This is a genomic window from Hymenobacter setariae (assembly GCF_007713685.1).
Taxonomy (GTDB): domain Bacteria; phylum Bacteroidota; class Bacteroidia; order Cytophagales; family Hymenobacteraceae; genus Hymenobacter; species Hymenobacter setariae.
In genome coordinates, this window is sequence record NZ_VMRJ01000002.1 from 892,952 (window position 1) to 907,933 (window position 14,982).

Annotated in this window: 12 protein-coding genes; 3 read left to right on the top strand and 9 right to left on the bottom strand. The window is 58.5% G+C overall.

All coding sequences use genetic code 11. The annotated features are described in order from the left end of the window. Positions 1-37 precede the first annotated feature (37 nt). From FNT36_RS10175 to FNT36_RS10190, 4 genes are all read right to left on the bottom strand, one after another. Entirely contained in the window at positions 38-775 is a 738-nt protein-coding gene (locus FNT36_RS10175; RefSeq protein ID WP_144847082.1) for a DUF5683 domain-containing protein, read from the bottom strand. 46 nt (positions 776-821) lie between these two features. Then, complete coding sequence (locus tag FNT36_RS10180; protein WP_144847084.1) at positions 822-1,799, bottom strand: ParB/RepB/Spo0J family partition protein; 978 nt, start codon at positions 1,797-1,799, stop codon at positions 822-824. A 392-nt stretch (positions 1,800-2,191) separates the two neighbouring features. Next, entirely contained in the window at positions 2,192-3,001 is an 810-nt protein-coding gene (locus tag FNT36_RS10185; RefSeq protein WP_144847087.1) for a ParA family protein, read from the bottom strand. A 153-nt stretch (positions 3,002-3,154) separates the two neighbouring features. Continuing rightward, positions 3,155-3,835 (bottom strand): metal-dependent hydrolase, encoded by a 681-nt coding sequence (locus FNT36_RS10190; RefSeq protein WP_144847089.1) that lies wholly within the window; start codon positions 3,833-3,835, stop codon positions 3,155-3,157. Positions 3,836-3,895: 60 nt separating this feature from the next. Here FNT36_RS10190 and FNT36_RS10195 point away from each other — a divergent pair, with 60 nt between their 5' ends. Beyond that, the gene (locus FNT36_RS10195; protein ID WP_144847091.1) at positions 3,896-5,656 is read left to right on the top strand and encodes an ABC transporter substrate-binding protein; all 1,761 of its coding nucleotides are present in this window, start codon (positions 3,896-3,898) and stop codon (positions 5,654-5,656) included. A 17-nt stretch (positions 5,657-5,673) separates the two neighbouring features. On the opposite strand, the gene FNT36_RS10200 is transcribed toward FNT36_RS10195, so the two are convergent. The 4 genes from FNT36_RS10200 to FNT36_RS10215 form a co-directional block, all read right to left on the bottom strand. Then, positions 5,674-6,168, bottom strand: a complete 495-nt coding sequence (locus FNT36_RS10200) for a DUF6438 domain-containing protein (RefSeq protein WP_144847093.1) — start codon at positions 6,166-6,168, stop codon at positions 5,674-5,676. 73 nt (positions 6,169-6,241) lie between these two features. After that, complete coding sequence (locus FNT36_RS10205) at positions 6,242-6,754, bottom strand: DUF6438 domain-containing protein (protein ID WP_144847095.1); 513 nt, start codon at positions 6,752-6,754, stop codon at positions 6,242-6,244. A gap of 121 nt (positions 6,755-6,875) precedes the next feature. Beyond that, positions 6,876-8,657, bottom strand: a complete 1,782-nt coding sequence (yidC, locus tag FNT36_RS10210) for a membrane protein insertase YidC (protein ID WP_144847097.1) — start codon at positions 8,655-8,657, stop codon at positions 6,876-6,878. A gap of 213 nt (positions 8,658-8,870) precedes the next feature. Beyond that, positions 8,871-10,520: a CTP synthase gene (locus FNT36_RS10215; protein ID WP_144847099.1), complete on the bottom strand. Its 1,650-nt coding sequence runs from the start codon at positions 10,518-10,520 to the stop codon at positions 8,871-8,873. A 137-nt stretch (positions 10,521-10,657) separates the two neighbouring features. On the opposite strand from FNT36_RS10215, the gene FNT36_RS10220 reads away from it, so the two are divergent. Together FNT36_RS10220 and FNT36_RS10225 are read left to right on the top strand one after the other, a co-directional pair. Next, complete coding sequence (locus FNT36_RS10220; RefSeq protein ID WP_144847101.1) at positions 10,658-12,532, top strand: right-handed parallel beta-helix repeat-containing protein; 1,875 nt, start codon at positions 10,658-10,660, stop codon at positions 12,530-12,532. Between the two features lie 78 nt (positions 12,533-12,610). Beyond that, entirely contained in the window at positions 12,611-13,681 is a 1,071-nt protein-coding gene (locus FNT36_RS10225; RefSeq protein ID WP_144847103.1) for a lipase family protein, read from the top strand. Positions 13,682-13,699: 18 nt separating this feature from the next. Here the strand turns inward: FNT36_RS10225 and ilvA are convergent, their stop codons facing one another. Then, positions 13,700-14,974 carry a threonine ammonia-lyase IlvA gene (gene ilvA / locus FNT36_RS10230; protein WP_144847105.1) on the bottom strand — a complete coding sequence of 425 codons (1,275 nt, stop codon included), beginning with the start codon at positions 14,972-14,974 and terminating at the stop codon, positions 13,700-13,702. Positions 14,975-14,982: the final 8 nt, after the last annotated feature.

The window sequence follows — 14,982 nt, forward strand, 5'->3', positions numbered from 1 at the left end:
TGCGCCGCTTGCGCACTGAGTATTATTATGCTGGAGGCTACTTCGCGCGCAAAGCTATGGTAGCACCTACCCCAGGAATCAGCTGCCCCGGTACGGGCAGCAATGCTGGCTGCCAGTGGAGCGTGAGGTCCTTGCCCACATCAAAATCGTGCAGGTTGGCGTCCACTATCGCATCAAGCATTTGCAGGCCATGACCCGCTAAAAACAGCAAGATGTATAAGTCGCGGTTGCGGCGGTAAAAAACAATGCCACTCTCGATGCGAGCGGTAGAATTCTCGTTTTCAGCACCTTTGCGAAAATCTGGTACAGGTGTTGATGCCGCGTTCGCAACCAAGGGAAGGTACTTGGTTGGTTCCCGCTCTATTAATCTTTTAGCATCCCGGTAGGCACTGTAGTGCGTCTGGAAGAAATACTCGACCGTACCTAGCGTACCTAATAGCCCATACACGAGCGGCAGCTTCCAGTATTTCTTATTGTAAATCTGTCCTGCGCCTGGCGCGATGCCCGCCAGTATCAGTGCCTTCTGGGGGCGCGTGAGGCGTAGGCCAAATAGCCGCTCGGTTTTGAGGGCCGAGTCGGCAGCCGCTTGCTCGCGCTTTTGCTTTTTGGTGAGCTTCGGCGCCACGCGAGCCGTGTCGGTCATGGGGCGCGTGAGGTCGGGGTCGACGACGGCTGTGGAGGGCAGCTGTGCCCAGGCCGGTCGAGCCAGACCTAGGCACAGCAGTAATCCTAAAAACCAGGCCCACCGCGGAGCAGCATGAAGAGGATGTTGCATACAAAGGTGGCCAACGCTAAGCCGTCGGCCCGTAGTATTCAACGCGTTAGGCGGGCTGCAAAATGTGCAGGATACGCTGCATATCCTCCACCGAATCGAAGGAAATCTTGATTTCGCCCCGGCCTTGCGCACCCGGTCGCAATTGCACCTTCGAGCCAAAGTGGTCGGTGAGCTGGCGCTCGGTGCGGCGCAGCTCGGCCACCGGCACCACAGACGCGGGTTGCTCGCGCGGCCCCGGCTTGGTGCCAGCCGCTGGCTGGTTGGCGCCCTGGCGCACCAGTTCCTCTACGCGGCGCACCGACAAGTCTTCTACCACAATGCGGCGGTAGAGCGCCACCTGTTGCTGCGGGTCTTCCATGCTGATGAGTGCGCGGGCGTGGCCCATGCCAATGACAGCATCGCGCAGGCCAATCTGGATATCGGGTGGCAGCTTCAGCAGGCGCAGGTAGTTCGTCACCGTCGAGCGGTTTTTGCCCACGCGCTCGCCTAGGTCCTCCTGGCGCAGATTACACTCGCTTAGCAGGCGCTGGTACGAAAGGGCAATTTCGATGGCGTTGAGGTTTTCGCGCTGAATGTTCTCAATCAGCGCCATTTCCAGCATTTGCTGGTCGTCGGCCTTACGGATGTAGGCCGGAATGCTGTCGAGGTCGGCTAGCTTGCTGGCTTGCAGGCGCCGCTCGCCCGAGATGAGCTGGTACTGGTTGGGGCCCAATTGGCGCACCGTCACGGGCTGAATGATGCCCTGGGTGCGGATGCTTTCGGCCAGCTCTTGCAGCGCCTCTTGGTCGAAGTGCGTGCGCGGCTGGTAGGGATTTGTTTCTATTTGACCCACTGGAATGAGCCCCACCACGTTCACGGGGTTAGGGCTGGCTAGCACGCGCTCGCTGGGCTTGTCAAAGTTGCCCTCAATCAAAGCGTTGAGCCCCCGGCCCAAGCCCCCAATTTTGCGCTTGGCCGCAGCCGCGGCAGCGGGGTTGGCAGCCAGGGCGGCCTGAATTTTATCTTCGTTCTTCTCTGCAGACATAGTACCAAGCAGCGTGGCCCAAAAGTAAAGGAGCCGCTGAATCTCAAAATTACGGCCTAGCGAGCGAAGGGCAAGGTGGAAAGTTTTGGCATCTACTAATCACTTGAATCTAGGCGGAATGCACTATTTCTCAAGAAAGGCTTCGCTATGCGCCCCTGCCGATTGCGCTCATTAAAGCCACAAATTTCTTCTGTCCATACTACCACTCAGCGGTAAATAGCCAATCGGAAATAGTCGTTCCTCGTCTGGGCTTACTGAACTCTGGCACGTTTAGCAAAGCCAAAAAGCCCAATTCAGTATCGTGGAAGATACCGAATTGGGCTTAGCAATATACTTAACTAGTAAGTAGGTACCTCGCGGTAGTTACTGGTTATGGAGGCAGGACCGTAAGGCTACGCTACCTCGTCAGCGGCTTCTTCCTCGGGGTTAGCCTCCACACTGTTCTTCTCCACTATTTCGCGGGCCAGGTTGAGGTAGCTCACCGCGCCCTTGCTTTCGGCATCGTGCAGAATGACGGGGATGCCAAAGCTCGGTGACTCCGAGAGCTTCACGTTGCGCGGGATGATGGTGTCGAACACGAGCTGCTGGAAGTGCATCTGCACTTCCTCCACTACTTGATTAGAGAGGCGCAGGCGCACGTCGTACATCGTGAGCAGAATGCCTTCGATTTCGAGGTCTGTGTTGAGGCGGCTCTGAATAATCTTGATAGTATTCAAAAGCTTACCTAGGCCTTCGAGAGCGAAGTATTCGCACTGCACCGGAATGATAACCGAGTTGGCGGCCGTGAGGGCATTCACCGTGATGAGGCCCAGCGAGGGCGAGCAGTCGATGATGATAAAGTCGTACTCGGCGGCCAGCGGGCGCAGAGCCGCTTTCATCTTTTCCTCGCGGTTGGGCAGGTTTATCATCTCTACCTCGGCGCCTACTAGGTCGATGTGCGAAGGCATCAGGTCGAGGTGCGGCAAGATATTGGTTTGTAGGATAATATCTTTTGGCGGAATGCCATCGACCATGCACTCGTACACGCTGTTTTCGATGTCCTTAGGGTCGAAACCTACGCCCGACGTGGCGTTGGCCTGCGGGTCGGCATCGACTAGCAGGGTGCGGTAGTCGAGGGCCGCCAGCGAGGCGGCCAGGTTGATGGCCGAAGTAGTCTTGCCAACGCCGCCTTTTTGATTGGCTACCGCGATGATTTTACCCATAACAAACGAAAATATACAGAAGAGGGGCGCTGCCCGGTAGCTTAACGGCCGGTGCGGCCGGCGTAGTTCAACCTACAAAATAAGGCTAAAAAAAATGGATTCGCCAAGCCTTAGGGGCGCTGGCGAATCCAAAAGGCACCTAGGAAAGGTGGATTAGAGGCTGATAGTTTCGCCAATAGCGAGTAGCCGCAAGTTTTTGCCAGCGGCTTTAGCCTCGGCCTGAGCGGCAGCATGGTCGATGACCAGCGGCGGGAAGGTGTCGTAGTGCATGCCGATGAGCTCGGTGGCGCCCACCCAGTCGGCGGCTACCAGCGCGTCGGTCACGCCCATGGTGTAGTGGTCACCGATGGGCAGCAGGGCGAAGTCGAGCTGATACCAGTCTTTGATGAGTTTGAGGTCGTACGTCAGGCCGGTATCGCCGGCGTAGTAAAAGGTCTGGCCTTCATTGGTTTTGATGACAAAGCCTACCGGTACGCCAGCGTAAGAGCCATCGGGGAACGAGCTGCTGTGGGCGGCGGCCACGAAGTGCACCGTGCCAAAGGGCAGCTTCACTTTGCCACCTAGGTTGGCCCCAATGCCGTCGATGCCCTTGGCTCCGAAGTAGCCGGCTATCTCGGCGATGGCCACGATTTTAGCGCCCGTGCGCTTGGCGATTTCCTCGGCGTCGGCAATGTGGTCGCCGTGGCCGTGCGAAAGCAGGATGAAATCGGCTTCGATGGCGTCAACATCGACATCTTTAGCCAGCGGGTTGGGGCGAATGAAAGGGTCGAATAGCACGCGCGTGCCGCCGATGGTGGCCAGAAAGCAGGAGTGGCCGAAATAAGTAAGCTGCATGGGAAGAAGAAATGAATGGGCCAACGCGGCACCTACCTTTGCAACCGACACCCTAAATAGATGTTTCTACACGATTTGCGCCTACGCAGCGGTTTGATTTGGCTAAAGCTGGCCCTAGGGGCGGTGCTGCTGGCCGCCTGCGGCCAGCCTCCGCTGTCGGCCGCCGACGAGCGGCGCGTGTTTCGCTACAACCAACCCGAGGCGCTGACTTCGCTCGACCCAGCCTTTACGCGTAACCAAGCCAACATCTGGGCCGTGTCGCAGCTCTACAACGGGCTGCTGGAGTTGGATTCGACCTTACAGCCCGCGCCGGCGCTGGCGCGGCGGTACAGCATTTCGCCTGATGGCAAGACGTACACGTTCTGGCTGCGGCCGGATGTGTGTTTTCATGAAAGTCAGGAGGTCTTCCCAGTTTCTGAAGCTGATTTGCATCCCGAACTTGATGCAAAAATGACGGCGGCTAATAACCTCTCAGTTCCGGTTGCTACCCGTCCTGTTACAGCTGCCGATTTTGTATACAGCTTCAAGCGACTACTCGACCCCGCCACCGCCTCACCGGGTGGCTGGATATTTCGGGGCAAAGTGCTGGAAGACAGTAAAGGCAACATCAGCGATACTTGCTTCGTGGCGGCTAATGACTCTACGCTGCGGATTCATCTGAAGGAGCCGTTTATACCGTTCCTGAGCATCCTGACGATGCCTTATGCCTTCGTGGTGCCCCACGAGGCGGTAGAGAAGTACGGCAAGGATTTCCGCGAGCATCCGGTAGGCACGGGGCCGTTTCAATTTAAGCTTTGGGACACCGGCAATGTGTTGCTATTGCACCGCAACCCCAGCTATTGGCGGCGCGATGCGCAGGGCCGCCCTTTGCCCTACCTAGATGCCGTACAAATCAGCTTCATCGCCGACCGCAAAACGGAATTTCTAACCTTTCTGCAAGGCAAGCTAGATTTCCTAAGCGGCATCCGCGAAGGCTCGCGCGACTTGGTGATGAACACCGATGGCACCGTACGGGCTGACTTCAAAGGACGCTTTACGGTGCAGAAGGCGCCTTACCTCAATACGGAGTACCTAGGGTTTCAGCTCGACTCGACCAATCTCACCGGCGAGCAGGCGGCCCAGGGCCGCGCTTTGCGCGACCGCCGCGTGCGCCAAGCGCTCAACTACGCTCTCAACAAGCCCGAGCTGACGGCCTACGTACTCAACCACGTGGGCTTGCCGGGCACGTCGGGTTTTGTGCCGGCGGCGCTACCATCGTTTTCGCTTACTAAGGTGCCCGGCTACACCTACCAGCCGCAGCGGGCGCGGCAACTGCTGGCGTCAGCGGGCTATGGGCAGAGCAGGCCGCTACGCCTGCGCCTGAGCACCGTGGCCGAGCGCAAGGCTGTGGCCGAATACCTTCAAAAAAACTGGGCCGACGTAGGCGTGCAGGTTCAAATTGATATCAACCAGGCCGCTACGCAGCAAGAACTGGTAGACAATGGCCGGGCGGCCTTTTTCAGCAAAAGCTGGCTGGGCGACTACCCAGATGCCGAGAATTACCTCTCGCTGTTCTACAGTCCCAACTTCAGCCCCGGCGGCCCCGATAAGACGCACTTTAAGTCGGCCGCTTACGACGCGCTGTACAACCAAGCGCGCCGCGAGCAGGACGCCGCCCGCCGCACTGCTCTATATCAGGAAATGGACCGCCTCATTGTAACCGAAAGTCCGGTTGTCAGCCTCTACTACGACGAAGTCATTCGCCTGACGCAGAACAACGTGCGCGGCCTCACGCCCAACCCCATGAACCAGCTGCTGCTAGAGCAGGTGCGTAAGCTGTAAGCAGGCTGCCTAGGTGACTATTCCGTTGGTTTGGTGTCGGCGAGCGGGTCGAGCTTGGCCTTGAGGTAGTTGATGTAGCCTTGCAGCTTTTCGGGATAGTCCTCTTCAGCCGACACAACTTTGGCGGACTGGCCCACTGGGTGCACCGTGATAATGGTGGAGGGGAGGTCGGAGGTATTATGCGAGTAGCGCGCTTGCAGACTGTTGAAGTCAATGCGTTTGGCTTCGGCTAGCATACCCTGCACGGTGGCCACGGGCAGGCGTAGCGTGTGCTTGCCTAGGAGCGTGACGAAGCGCTGGCCATCGTACTCCACGCGCCCATCGGCAAAGATGGTAGCCTTATAAGCTGGGCAGGTGCCATAGCAAGGCGTACGCTGAAACACCAGTACTGGCTCGGTGGCTTGCGCTGGCTTGGCTAGGCTGGTAGAGGCCTTGCTGCGGCGCGGAAGCTTGCGCTGAGCACAAGCCGGCAAGCTGAGCGATAGCATGAGCAGCCAGATGAAGTGTTTCATAGGAGCTGATTTGGCGAGATAGTGATAAAGAAGGCTTAGATAGCAGTCCGACTTAAAACAGCACCTAGAGCTGCTAGCGCTGGGTGCTGAGCCCCGCCAGCGGGTCGAGCTTCGCGCCTAGGTAGTCGATGTACCCTTGCAGTGGCTGAGGGGCCGCCCCGCGCTCGGCCATTACCTGGTAGTGCTTTTGCCCCGGCAGATAGGTGGTGATGATGGTAGCCGGGAGGTCTGTTACGCGCGCGTGGTAGCTGTGTTCTAAGCTATTGAAATTGCGGCGGCGTGCCTCGTCGAGCATGGCTGCTACGGTAGCTTGGTCGAGGCTAAACGTGTGCTGCCCCATCACGGGTACCGAGCGCTCCCCATTGTAGCTCACTTTGCCGTTGCGAAAGACGGTGGCCGTGTAAGCTGGGCAAGTGCCGTAGCAGGGCGTGCGCTGAAATACCAGTGCTGTATCGCTGGGGAAGGTGTGAATAGGAATAGTCGAAACCGTGCGCGGCTTCTGAAAAGTAGGCTGCTGCGGCGTTGCGTGCTGCGAGCAGGCGGATAAACCAGCCACGAAAGCCAGCGGATAAGCAAAATGGCGCATGGTGCAAGAGAAAAAGATAGGTGCTTGTACTCGAAAACCGGGCCAAAACGACAGTCGGCCTGCGCGAGAGAAGCTCCCACACAGGCCGACTGCTTGTTGTAAACGAAGGCTAAAAAGCGACCTAGGCCTTGCCTTTGCGGGACTGAGCATCGCGCTCCTGGGCAGTTTTCATTGCCTCAGCCAGGCGAGCCTGGAAGCCGCTAGGCTTCTTGTCCTTGTTCTTCACTTTGTTGGCTTCGAGCTGCGCACGAATCTTATCATCGTTCACAAACGAGCGAGTTAGCGCCTGCTGGCCAATTGTCACTACGTTCGACACGAGGTAGTACCAGGTTAGGCCAGCGGCGAAGCTGTTGAGCACGAAGAAGAAAATCAGTGGCATGAGGTAGCTGTAGAACTTCATCGGGCCCTGCATGGCGGCCGCATTCGTCTGGTTGCTCTGGTAGGTCATGAAGAGCGTCGAAATCGTCATCAGCACCGTGAAAATGCTGATGTGCGACCCTAGGAAGGGCAGCGTAAACGGCAGCTTAATCAGGTTGTCGTAGGTGCTCAGGTCGGTGGCCCACCAGAAAGGCTGCTGGCGCAGCTCAATCGCGTTGGGGAAGAATTGGAACATGGCAAACAGAATCGGCAGTGTCAGCAACTGCGGTATGCACCCGCTTAGCGGCGATACCCCAAACTCCTGGTTGAGCTTCATGGTCTCCTGCTGAACTTTCATTTGGTCGTCGCCATACTTTTCCTTGATGGCGTCGATTTCCGGCTTCAGCACCTTCATGCGGGCCTGGCTCTCGTAGCTCTTGTAAGTCAAGGGCCAGGTAACCAGCTTGATGAGCACTACCAGCAGGGCGATAATAAGGCCGTAGGAGCTGATATACTGCTGCAGGAAGTTGAATACCGGAATCACCACAAAGCGGTTTACCCAGCGAAACAAGCCCCAGCCCAGGTACACGTTGCGGTCGAACTCAGGCGCCACGCTCTTAAGCAGGTTGAACTGGTTGGGGCCGTAGAAGAGGCGGTAGTTACTACCGTTGGCGCTCGTTGCGTCGGCCACCGGAATACCCAACTGCGTGCTCAGGCCTTTGATGAAGGTGCTGTCGGCCAGGTTCACGTTGGCGTTGAACTGGCCACCGGTGAAGGGCTGCGAGTCGGCCACGATGCCGGCCACGAAGAAGTCGTGCTTGTCGGCCACCCAGGTCAGAGGCTCGGTTACCTTGCTTTCTTCGGGCTTCTCGCTGGTTTCGGCCAGGTTGTTTTGGGTACCGCCCGCCGAGTAGTGGTTGATGGTGGTGTGGTTGCGGTTTTGCTTGATATCCTGTTCGGTCTGGCGCACATTGTCCGTAAACGACCATTGCAGCGGCTCCTGGGCTACTTGTACGCCAGCCAGTTTCAGGTTGTACTTCACCTCGTAGCCCGTTTTGGGCAGGGTGTAGGTCTGGGTGACGGTGCCGCCGCCCACGGGAGCCGTGAAGGCGAGCTGCTGGCCGCCATCGGCTGTAGCCACAGGGTCGCCGGCCGAGAAGTTCAGCCCCGCAAAGTCGATAGTTTGCCCACCTAGGGTACGAAACTTGGTATTGTAGCGGGCACTCTGGGCATCAAACAAGTCAAGCGGCTTGCCGAAGAACGTCTTGTAGTTGTTCAGGCGCACGGCAGCTACGCGGCCCCCTTGCGTGGAGAAAGTCAGCGTGAGCTCGGGGTTCTTCAGCTCGATGCTGCGCACTGGGCCGGCTGCCGAGTCGAGTTGCGGCACGGGCGCTACGCCGGGCGTTGGCGCCACGGTTTTGGCAGCGGTAGAAGTGGTAGCCTGGCTTTTGTTTTGCTCCACCTTGTCTTTAGGGGAGAAGAAAAACAGGTACACCAGGAGCAGGGCCGAAATTAGAAAAAGGCCAGTTGCTTGGTTGCGGTCCATTTACAATAAAAAGAATACGAGGGGCAAAGGTACAGCCGGGCGCGGCAGGCTGGGGAAGGTTTAAATAAAGTTGTCATTGCGAGGAGGAACGACAAAGCAATCCTTCCTTCGCGTTGGCTACTGCCAGCTATGCAAAAAGGAAAGATTGCTTTGTCGTTCCTCCTCACAATGACAGACGTGGGAGGTAGCTTAATACCGTAAGCTAGCGCTTCATTACAGGCCTTTCTTATACTGGATAGCAGCCTTCACAAAGCGCACAAACAGCGGGTGCGGATTCTCGACGGTGCTCTTGAGCTCGGGGTGAAACTGGCCACCCACAAACCAGGGGTGCACCTCGCGGGGCAGCTCCACTATCTCTACTAGACCGGTGTCGGGGTTGATGCCCGAGGCCGACAAGCCGGCCGCCTCAAAGCGCTCTAGGTACTCGTTGTTGAACTCGAAGCGGTGGCGGTGGCGCTCACTGATGGTGTTGCGCCCGTAGGCCTTAGCTGCACGCGAGCCACGCTTGAGCTCGCAGGTGTAGGCACCTAGGCGCATGGTGCCGCCCTTTTGGGTCACGTCTTTCTGGTCGGCCATGAGGGCGATAACCGGGTCGGGCGTAAGCGGGTCCATCTCGGTAGAGCTGGCCTGCGGCAGACCTAGCACGTGGCGAGCGTACTCTACCACAGCTACTTGCATGCCCAGGCAAATGCCAAAGAACGGAATGCCATTTTCGCGCACGTGGCGCACAGCCTCTATCTTGCCCTCGAAGCCGCGCTCGCCAAAGCCTGGCGCCACGAGCACGCCATCTACGCCTTCAAGCTGCTGCGCCGCATTCTCGGGAGTTAAAAATTCGCTCTGAATGGTGCGAACTTTTACCTTGCACTCGTTGAAAGCACCGGCATGAATAAATGCCTCTATGATAGATTTATACGCATCGGGTAGCTCTACGTATTTGCCTACCAGGGCGATGGTTACGTCCTCGGTTGGGTTCTTGAGGCGACCTAGGAACTCCTTCCACTCCTCTAGGTCGGGGGTGTGGCCACCTTGCAGACGCAGCTTGCTGATAACGCGGGCGTCGAGCTCCTCCTTGAGCATGAGCAGTGGCACCGAGTAAATGCTGTCGGCGTCGAGGCTCTCGATAACGGAGTTCATTTTGACGTTGCAGAACAGCGCAATCTTGCGGCGCATATCGGCCGGGATGGGGTGCTCGGAGCGGCACACCAAGATGTCGGGCTGCAAGCCAGCCTCGCGCAGGTCGCGCACCGAGTGCTGGGTGGGTTTGGTCTTGAGCTCGCCGGCGGCTGCCAGGTAGGGCAGCAGCGTGAGGTGAATCACGAGCGAGTCGTTGGGTGGCAGCTCCCAGCGCAGCTGGCGCACGGCCTCCACAAAGGGTAGGCTCTCGATATCGCCGGTGGTACCGCCTATTTCGGTAATTACTATATCAAACTCACCGTTTTGGCCCAGCAGCAGCATGCGCCGCTTAATCTCGTCGGTGATGTGGGGCACCACTTGCACCGTTTTGCCGAGGAAAGCGCCCTCGCGCTCGCGGCGAATGACGGTGTCGTAGATGCGGCCGGTGGTTACGTTGTTGGCTTGCGAGGTAGGCGCGTTCAGGAAGCGCTCGTAGTGGCCTAGGTCTAGGTCAGTTTCGGCCCCGTCGTCGGTCACGTAGCATTCGCCGTGCTCATAGGGATTGAGCGTGCCAGGGTCGATGTTAATATAAGGGTCAAATTTCTGAATTGTGACTCGGAAGCCTCTGGCCTGCAAGAGTTTGGCTAGGGAGGCGGAAATAATTCCTTTACCGAGTGAGGAGGTGACACCGCCGGTGACGAAGATATACTTCGCGGCCGACGCGCTGGGGGAGGAGGGGCGTTCGGGCATGACGGGGGACAAAGTTACGCTGAAATTCGGGGTGCGACGCTTGTGGGGTAGGCCGGGGGGAGTGTTCCTAGGTGCCGCATGCCCGTCTTTTTCACTAGTTGTTCCGCCATCCGAGGCCGTTGCCGTACACTTGAGGTATGATACTAGAACGATTAAAAGCCAGTTGGCTGGTTGCACTGCTGCTATTGGTGGGCTATGCCGCGGCTGCCCAAGCCGTGCTGCACAAGGACCTGAAAAAAGATTTTGGCGCGCTAGGCAATGGCCGCGCCAACGACCACGCCGCCTTTGTGCGTGCGGCCGACTTTTTCAATCAGCGCGCCAAAACGCCGGCCGGGGCGGGGCGTGCCGTATTGCACATTCCGGCCGGGGTGTATCGCATAGGGCAGCCCAATACTAGCAGCCTAGGCGATGCACTGTCTTTCGTCGGCTGCCGCAATCTGAGTATCGTGGGCGCCGACAGCGCCACCACTGAAATTCGCTACGCCGACAGCTTGCGCTACGGTGCCTTCGACCCCACCACCCACGCAGTGTACGAGTCGCCCAAGGCCTTCTTTACCGAGTGGAGCTGGGGCGTGGGCGGCGGCATAGCAATGTCGCTGCAAGATTGTGAGAATGTGCAGGTTACTAACTTGACCATCAATGGCAACAGCGAACACCTGCTCGTGGGTGGCCACTGGGGCGACACGGGCATTCAGCAATCGTTCGACGGGATTTTTGTTAGAAACTCGCGGCACGTGCGCCTGAGTAAGCTAGCAGTACATCACTTTGGCCGCGATGGTATTCAGGTTCTTAGTCACTTGGCTAAAAAACTAGACGACCCCGCGCAGGAAGACATTCTGCTCGAAAACTCGCGCTTCGACTACAACGGCCGGCAGGGCTTGTCTATCACGGGCGTAAATGGGCTGCGGGCCGTCAATTGCAGCTTCAGCCACACGGGGCGAGTCGTCATTCCGGCCCTAGGTAAGCCGCTGTACTCCAACCCCGGCGCTGGCGTGGACATCGAGCCTGAGGGCGGTTACGTGGCTAACGTGCGCCTCGAAAACTGTCGTTTTGTGGACAACGCCGGCCAGGGCATCGTGTCGGACCGCTACGGCGATGGCCCACCCACTACCAAGAACATCGTCATTCGCAATTGCTTGCTCTGGGGAATCACCAATTGGTCGGCCTGGGTGCGGCAAACTGACTTCCTATTTGAAAACTGCCGCATCTACGGCGCCTTCGTCACAGGCTGTGCCCTACGTACCGAGGCCACGCGCTTCGTGGGCTGCACCTTCGAGGACCGACCGTACCACGGCCAGCCTGCCTATGGGCAGCACTTGGTGTATTCAAATAAGGAAGCCCGCGCGATGAGTTTCACCAATTGCCGCTTTGTGGGCACACGCAATGGCCTGCTGTACGCCGCGACTGCTGCGGCCGATTCGGCTAGTGCCTTCCGGCTGCAAAACTGCACCTTTGTGCTAAACCAGGCTGAGCCGCCACTAGGTGTTGATAACTTGTTGACAAACGTAGTTTTCAGCGGCGTTACTACTGTGGAGGGTGGGCCGCAGCGGGCCACGCCCGCGCCCGCTAGCTTCGGGCTCGGCACGGCCGAGGCGGAAAAGTCAATCGTGGTGCGGTCCGGTGGGCAACTTCGGCTGCTGGCGCCCGGCTGCCGCTACCTGGTACAAAATGGGTTAACTATTGGGCAGCCTGGCGCGCGCGGGGCCGCGCGTGTGCTGGTGGGACCAGATAATATACTGGCTCTGAAACAAGTGCCTGGTAAAGAGCCGGAACTGTATATCGGCCCCCAGGCGCAGCTGGTTATCAAGAAGGGAGGGGCGCTCGAACTACCACCCCATACTCAGGTCACCATTGCAGGCCAACTGCTAATTGAGGACGGTGCGTATTTTTTTCAGGACCCGCAGGCCAAGGTTATAACCACCGGCCGGGGCAAACTGCACCTCGTCCAGGGCGCCCTGCGCAGCAAACATCCTGAGCTGTCGGCAGCTTATTCTCAAGCCTCCACCGATTAACTTATGCAGAATAGCATGTTGCACCGCCACCGGGCGTTATGCTCGGGCCGCTCAATCGGGCATTTCCTTTTAGGTGCCATGCTGCTCTTGAGTGCCGGTAGCCTACGCGCCCAAGCGCTGAAGCCCGGCTTCGACAAGGCCGAGTACCTAGAGCTGCTGCGCCTGCATGCACGCATGGGTGGCCTCGATTCGTCGTTTTGGGTAGGTATTCCGCGGCCGCGGCAGTTCACCATGGCGTATCGCTCGCCAGTGGTGGGGCTCGATAATCGCTGGGACTTGTGGACCAAAGCTGGCGCCCAGCCGCAGGCCGTTATCAGCATCAGGGGCACTACCAAGGCGCAGGAAAGCTGGCTCGAAAATCTATATGCCGCCATGCTGCCTGCCACTGGCGAGCTACGGCTTTCGCCAACCCGCACGTTTGCCTACCACCTAGCTACCAATCCGCAGGCGGCCGTGCATGCAGGTTGGCTCCTTGGGATGGCGTTTCAGGCAGAGGGCATTCGGCACAAAATCGACTCGTGCTACCGCCGCGGTACCCGCGATATTATTATCATGGGCCATAGCCAAGGCGGGGCCATCGCTTTCTTGCTGACCTCGCATCTGCGCAGCCTGCAAGCCCAGGGGCAACTGCCAGCCGATATTCGCATCAAGACTTATTGCAGCGCCGCCCCCAAACCCGGCAACCTCTACTACGCCTACGACTACGAGCGCGCCACCCAAGGTGGCTGGGCCGTAAACGTAGTAAACCCCGCCGACTGGGTGCCCGAGGTGCCGCTTACGGTGCAGACTACTACCGACTTCAACCCGGCCAACCCATTTGTGGGCGTAGGGGCCATTATTAAAAAGCAGCCCTTTCCTAAGAATTTGGTGGCACGCCATGCCTACCACCAACTGGCGGCCCCTTCACGCCGAGCACAGCGCCGCTACCAGCGCTACCTAGGTGGCTACGTAGGCAAGGCCGTCAAGAAAAGCCTGCCCACGTACCAGGCGCCCGCTTACTTTCCCAGTGCTAACTACGTGCGCGTTGGCCCCACCATCGTGCTGCCCGCCGACGCTACTTACTATGCTAAGTACCCTAATGACCCCGCCTATTTATTTCGGCACCACCTGTTTCAGCCATACTATTACTTGGCCGAAAAGCTGCCCTAGGGCCTTCAGATAGGTGTTTCAGACCAGCAAGCTCAGAAAGTCCTGCTGCCCATTCAGGTATTCAAAGCCAAAGCCTTCGGCTTCCATGCGGGATTTGATACCTTCCACATCGTGCGGATTCTTCACCTCGACGCCGATGAAAACGGGGCCTTTCTCCTTGTTGTTCTTCTTGATGTACTGAAACTGAATGATGTCCTCGCCCTCGGCCAGCACGTTGTTCACGAAGCGACGTAGCGCGCCGGGCGCCTGGTTGAAGCGCACCATGAAGTAGTGCTTGAGGCCTTGGTGGCGCTGGGCGCGCTCCTTGATATCCTCCATCCGGGTGATGTCGTTGTTGGAGCCGCTCACGATGCACACCACCGTTTTGCCTTTTATCTGGTCGGCGTAGGCGTGCAGGGCCGAGATGGCGAGCGTGCCCGCCGGCTCTAGCACCATACCTTCCTCGTTGTACATCTTGAGCAGGTCTTCGCACACTTGGCCCTCGGGCACGAGGTGCACTTCATCGAGCAGCGCCTGGCAAATCTCAAACGTGAGCTCGCCGGGGCACTTCACGGCCGCGCCATCCACGAAGGTGTCGAGGCTGGGTAGGGCCTGCCGCTGTCCGGCCCGGATAGCGTCGTGCATGCTGGGTGCACCTAGGGGCTGCACGCCGATGAGCTTGGTGTGCGGGCTTAGTTGGCGAAACACGCTCGCTAGCCCCGAAGCCAGCCCGCCGCCGCCGATGGGCATAAAGCAGAAGTCAATTGGCGTATCGTGGGTTGCTTTCAGAATTTCTAGCCCTACCGTGGCTTGGCCCTCCACAATGGCTAGGTCATCAAAAGGATGCACGAAGGTGCTGCCGCGCTCGTCGCAGAAGGCCTGCGCCGCGTGGTAGCAGTCGTCAAACGTGCGGCCCGTGAGGTGTACCGTCACCATGTCCTTGCCAAAAAGCCGCACTTTGTCCACCTTCTGCGCGGGCGTTTGAGCCGGCATGAAGATGTCGCACGGCAGCCCTAGGAGCTGGCACGCATAGGCTACGCCTTGGGCATGGTTGCCGGCGCTGGCGCACACTATCTGGCGGGCCGGTACAGTAGTCGGCAGCGTGGCAATCTTATTATAAGCCCCACGAATTTTGTAAGAGCGCACTACCTGCAAGTCCTCGCGCTTGAGCAGTACCGTGGCGTCGTAGCTGCGCGACAGCCCTAGGTTGTGAATAAGCGGTGTTTTAGTAATGACGCCCTTGAGGCGGCGTGCCGCCTGCTCGACGTTTTCTAGGGTGACGGCCGTAGCCGCGGGAGCTTCTAGGTCAGGCATGGGGTAGG

What these genes read in the sequence shown, in the direction of transcription:
- yidC (WP_144847097.1), bottom strand. Translation starts at nt 8,657, where the DNA reads ATGGACCGCAACCAAGCAACTGGCCTTTTTCTAATTTCGGCCCTGCTC.
- FNT36_RS10225 (WP_144847103.1), top strand. Translation starts at nt 12,611, where the DNA reads ATGCTGCTCTTGAGTGCCGGTAGCCTACGCGCCCAAGCGCTGAAGCCC.
- FNT36_RS10180 (WP_144847084.1), bottom strand. Translation starts at nt 1,799, where the DNA reads ATGTCTGCAGAGAAGAACGAAGATAAAATTCAGGCCGCCCTGGCTGCC.
- FNT36_RS10220 (WP_144847101.1), top strand. Translation starts at nt 10,658, where the DNA reads ATGATACTAGAACGATTAAAAGCCAGTTGGCTGGTTGCACTGCTGCTA.
- ilvA (WP_144847105.1), bottom strand. Translation starts at nt 14,974, where the DNA reads ATGCCTGACCTAGAAGCTCCCGCGGCTACGGCCGTCACCCTAGAAAAC.
- FNT36_RS10195 (WP_144847091.1), top strand. Translation starts at nt 3,896, where the DNA reads ATGTTTCTACACGATTTGCGCCTACGCAGCGGTTTGATTTGGCTAAAG.
- FNT36_RS10200 (WP_144847093.1), bottom strand. Translation starts at nt 6,168, where the DNA reads ATGAAACACTTCATCTGGCTGCTCATGCTATCGCTCAGCTTGCCGGCT.
- FNT36_RS10215 (WP_144847099.1), bottom strand. Translation starts at nt 10,520, where the DNA reads ATGCCCGAACGCCCCTCCTCCCCCAGCGCGTCGGCCGCGAAGTATATC.
- FNT36_RS10190 (WP_144847089.1), bottom strand. Translation starts at nt 3,835, where the DNA reads ATGCAGCTTACTTATTTCGGCCACTCCTGCTTTCTGGCCACCATCGGC.
- FNT36_RS10175 (WP_144847082.1), bottom strand. Translation starts at nt 775, where the DNA reads ATGCAACATCCTCTTCATGCTGCTCCGCGGTGGGCCTGGTTTTTAGGA.
- FNT36_RS10205 (WP_144847095.1), bottom strand. Translation starts at nt 6,754, where the DNA reads ATGCGCCATTTTGCTTATCCGCTGGCTTTCGTGGCTGGTTTATCCGCC.
- FNT36_RS10185 (WP_144847087.1), bottom strand. Translation starts at nt 3,001, where the DNA reads ATGGGTAAAATCATCGCGGTAGCCAATCAAAAAGGCGGCGTTGGCAAG.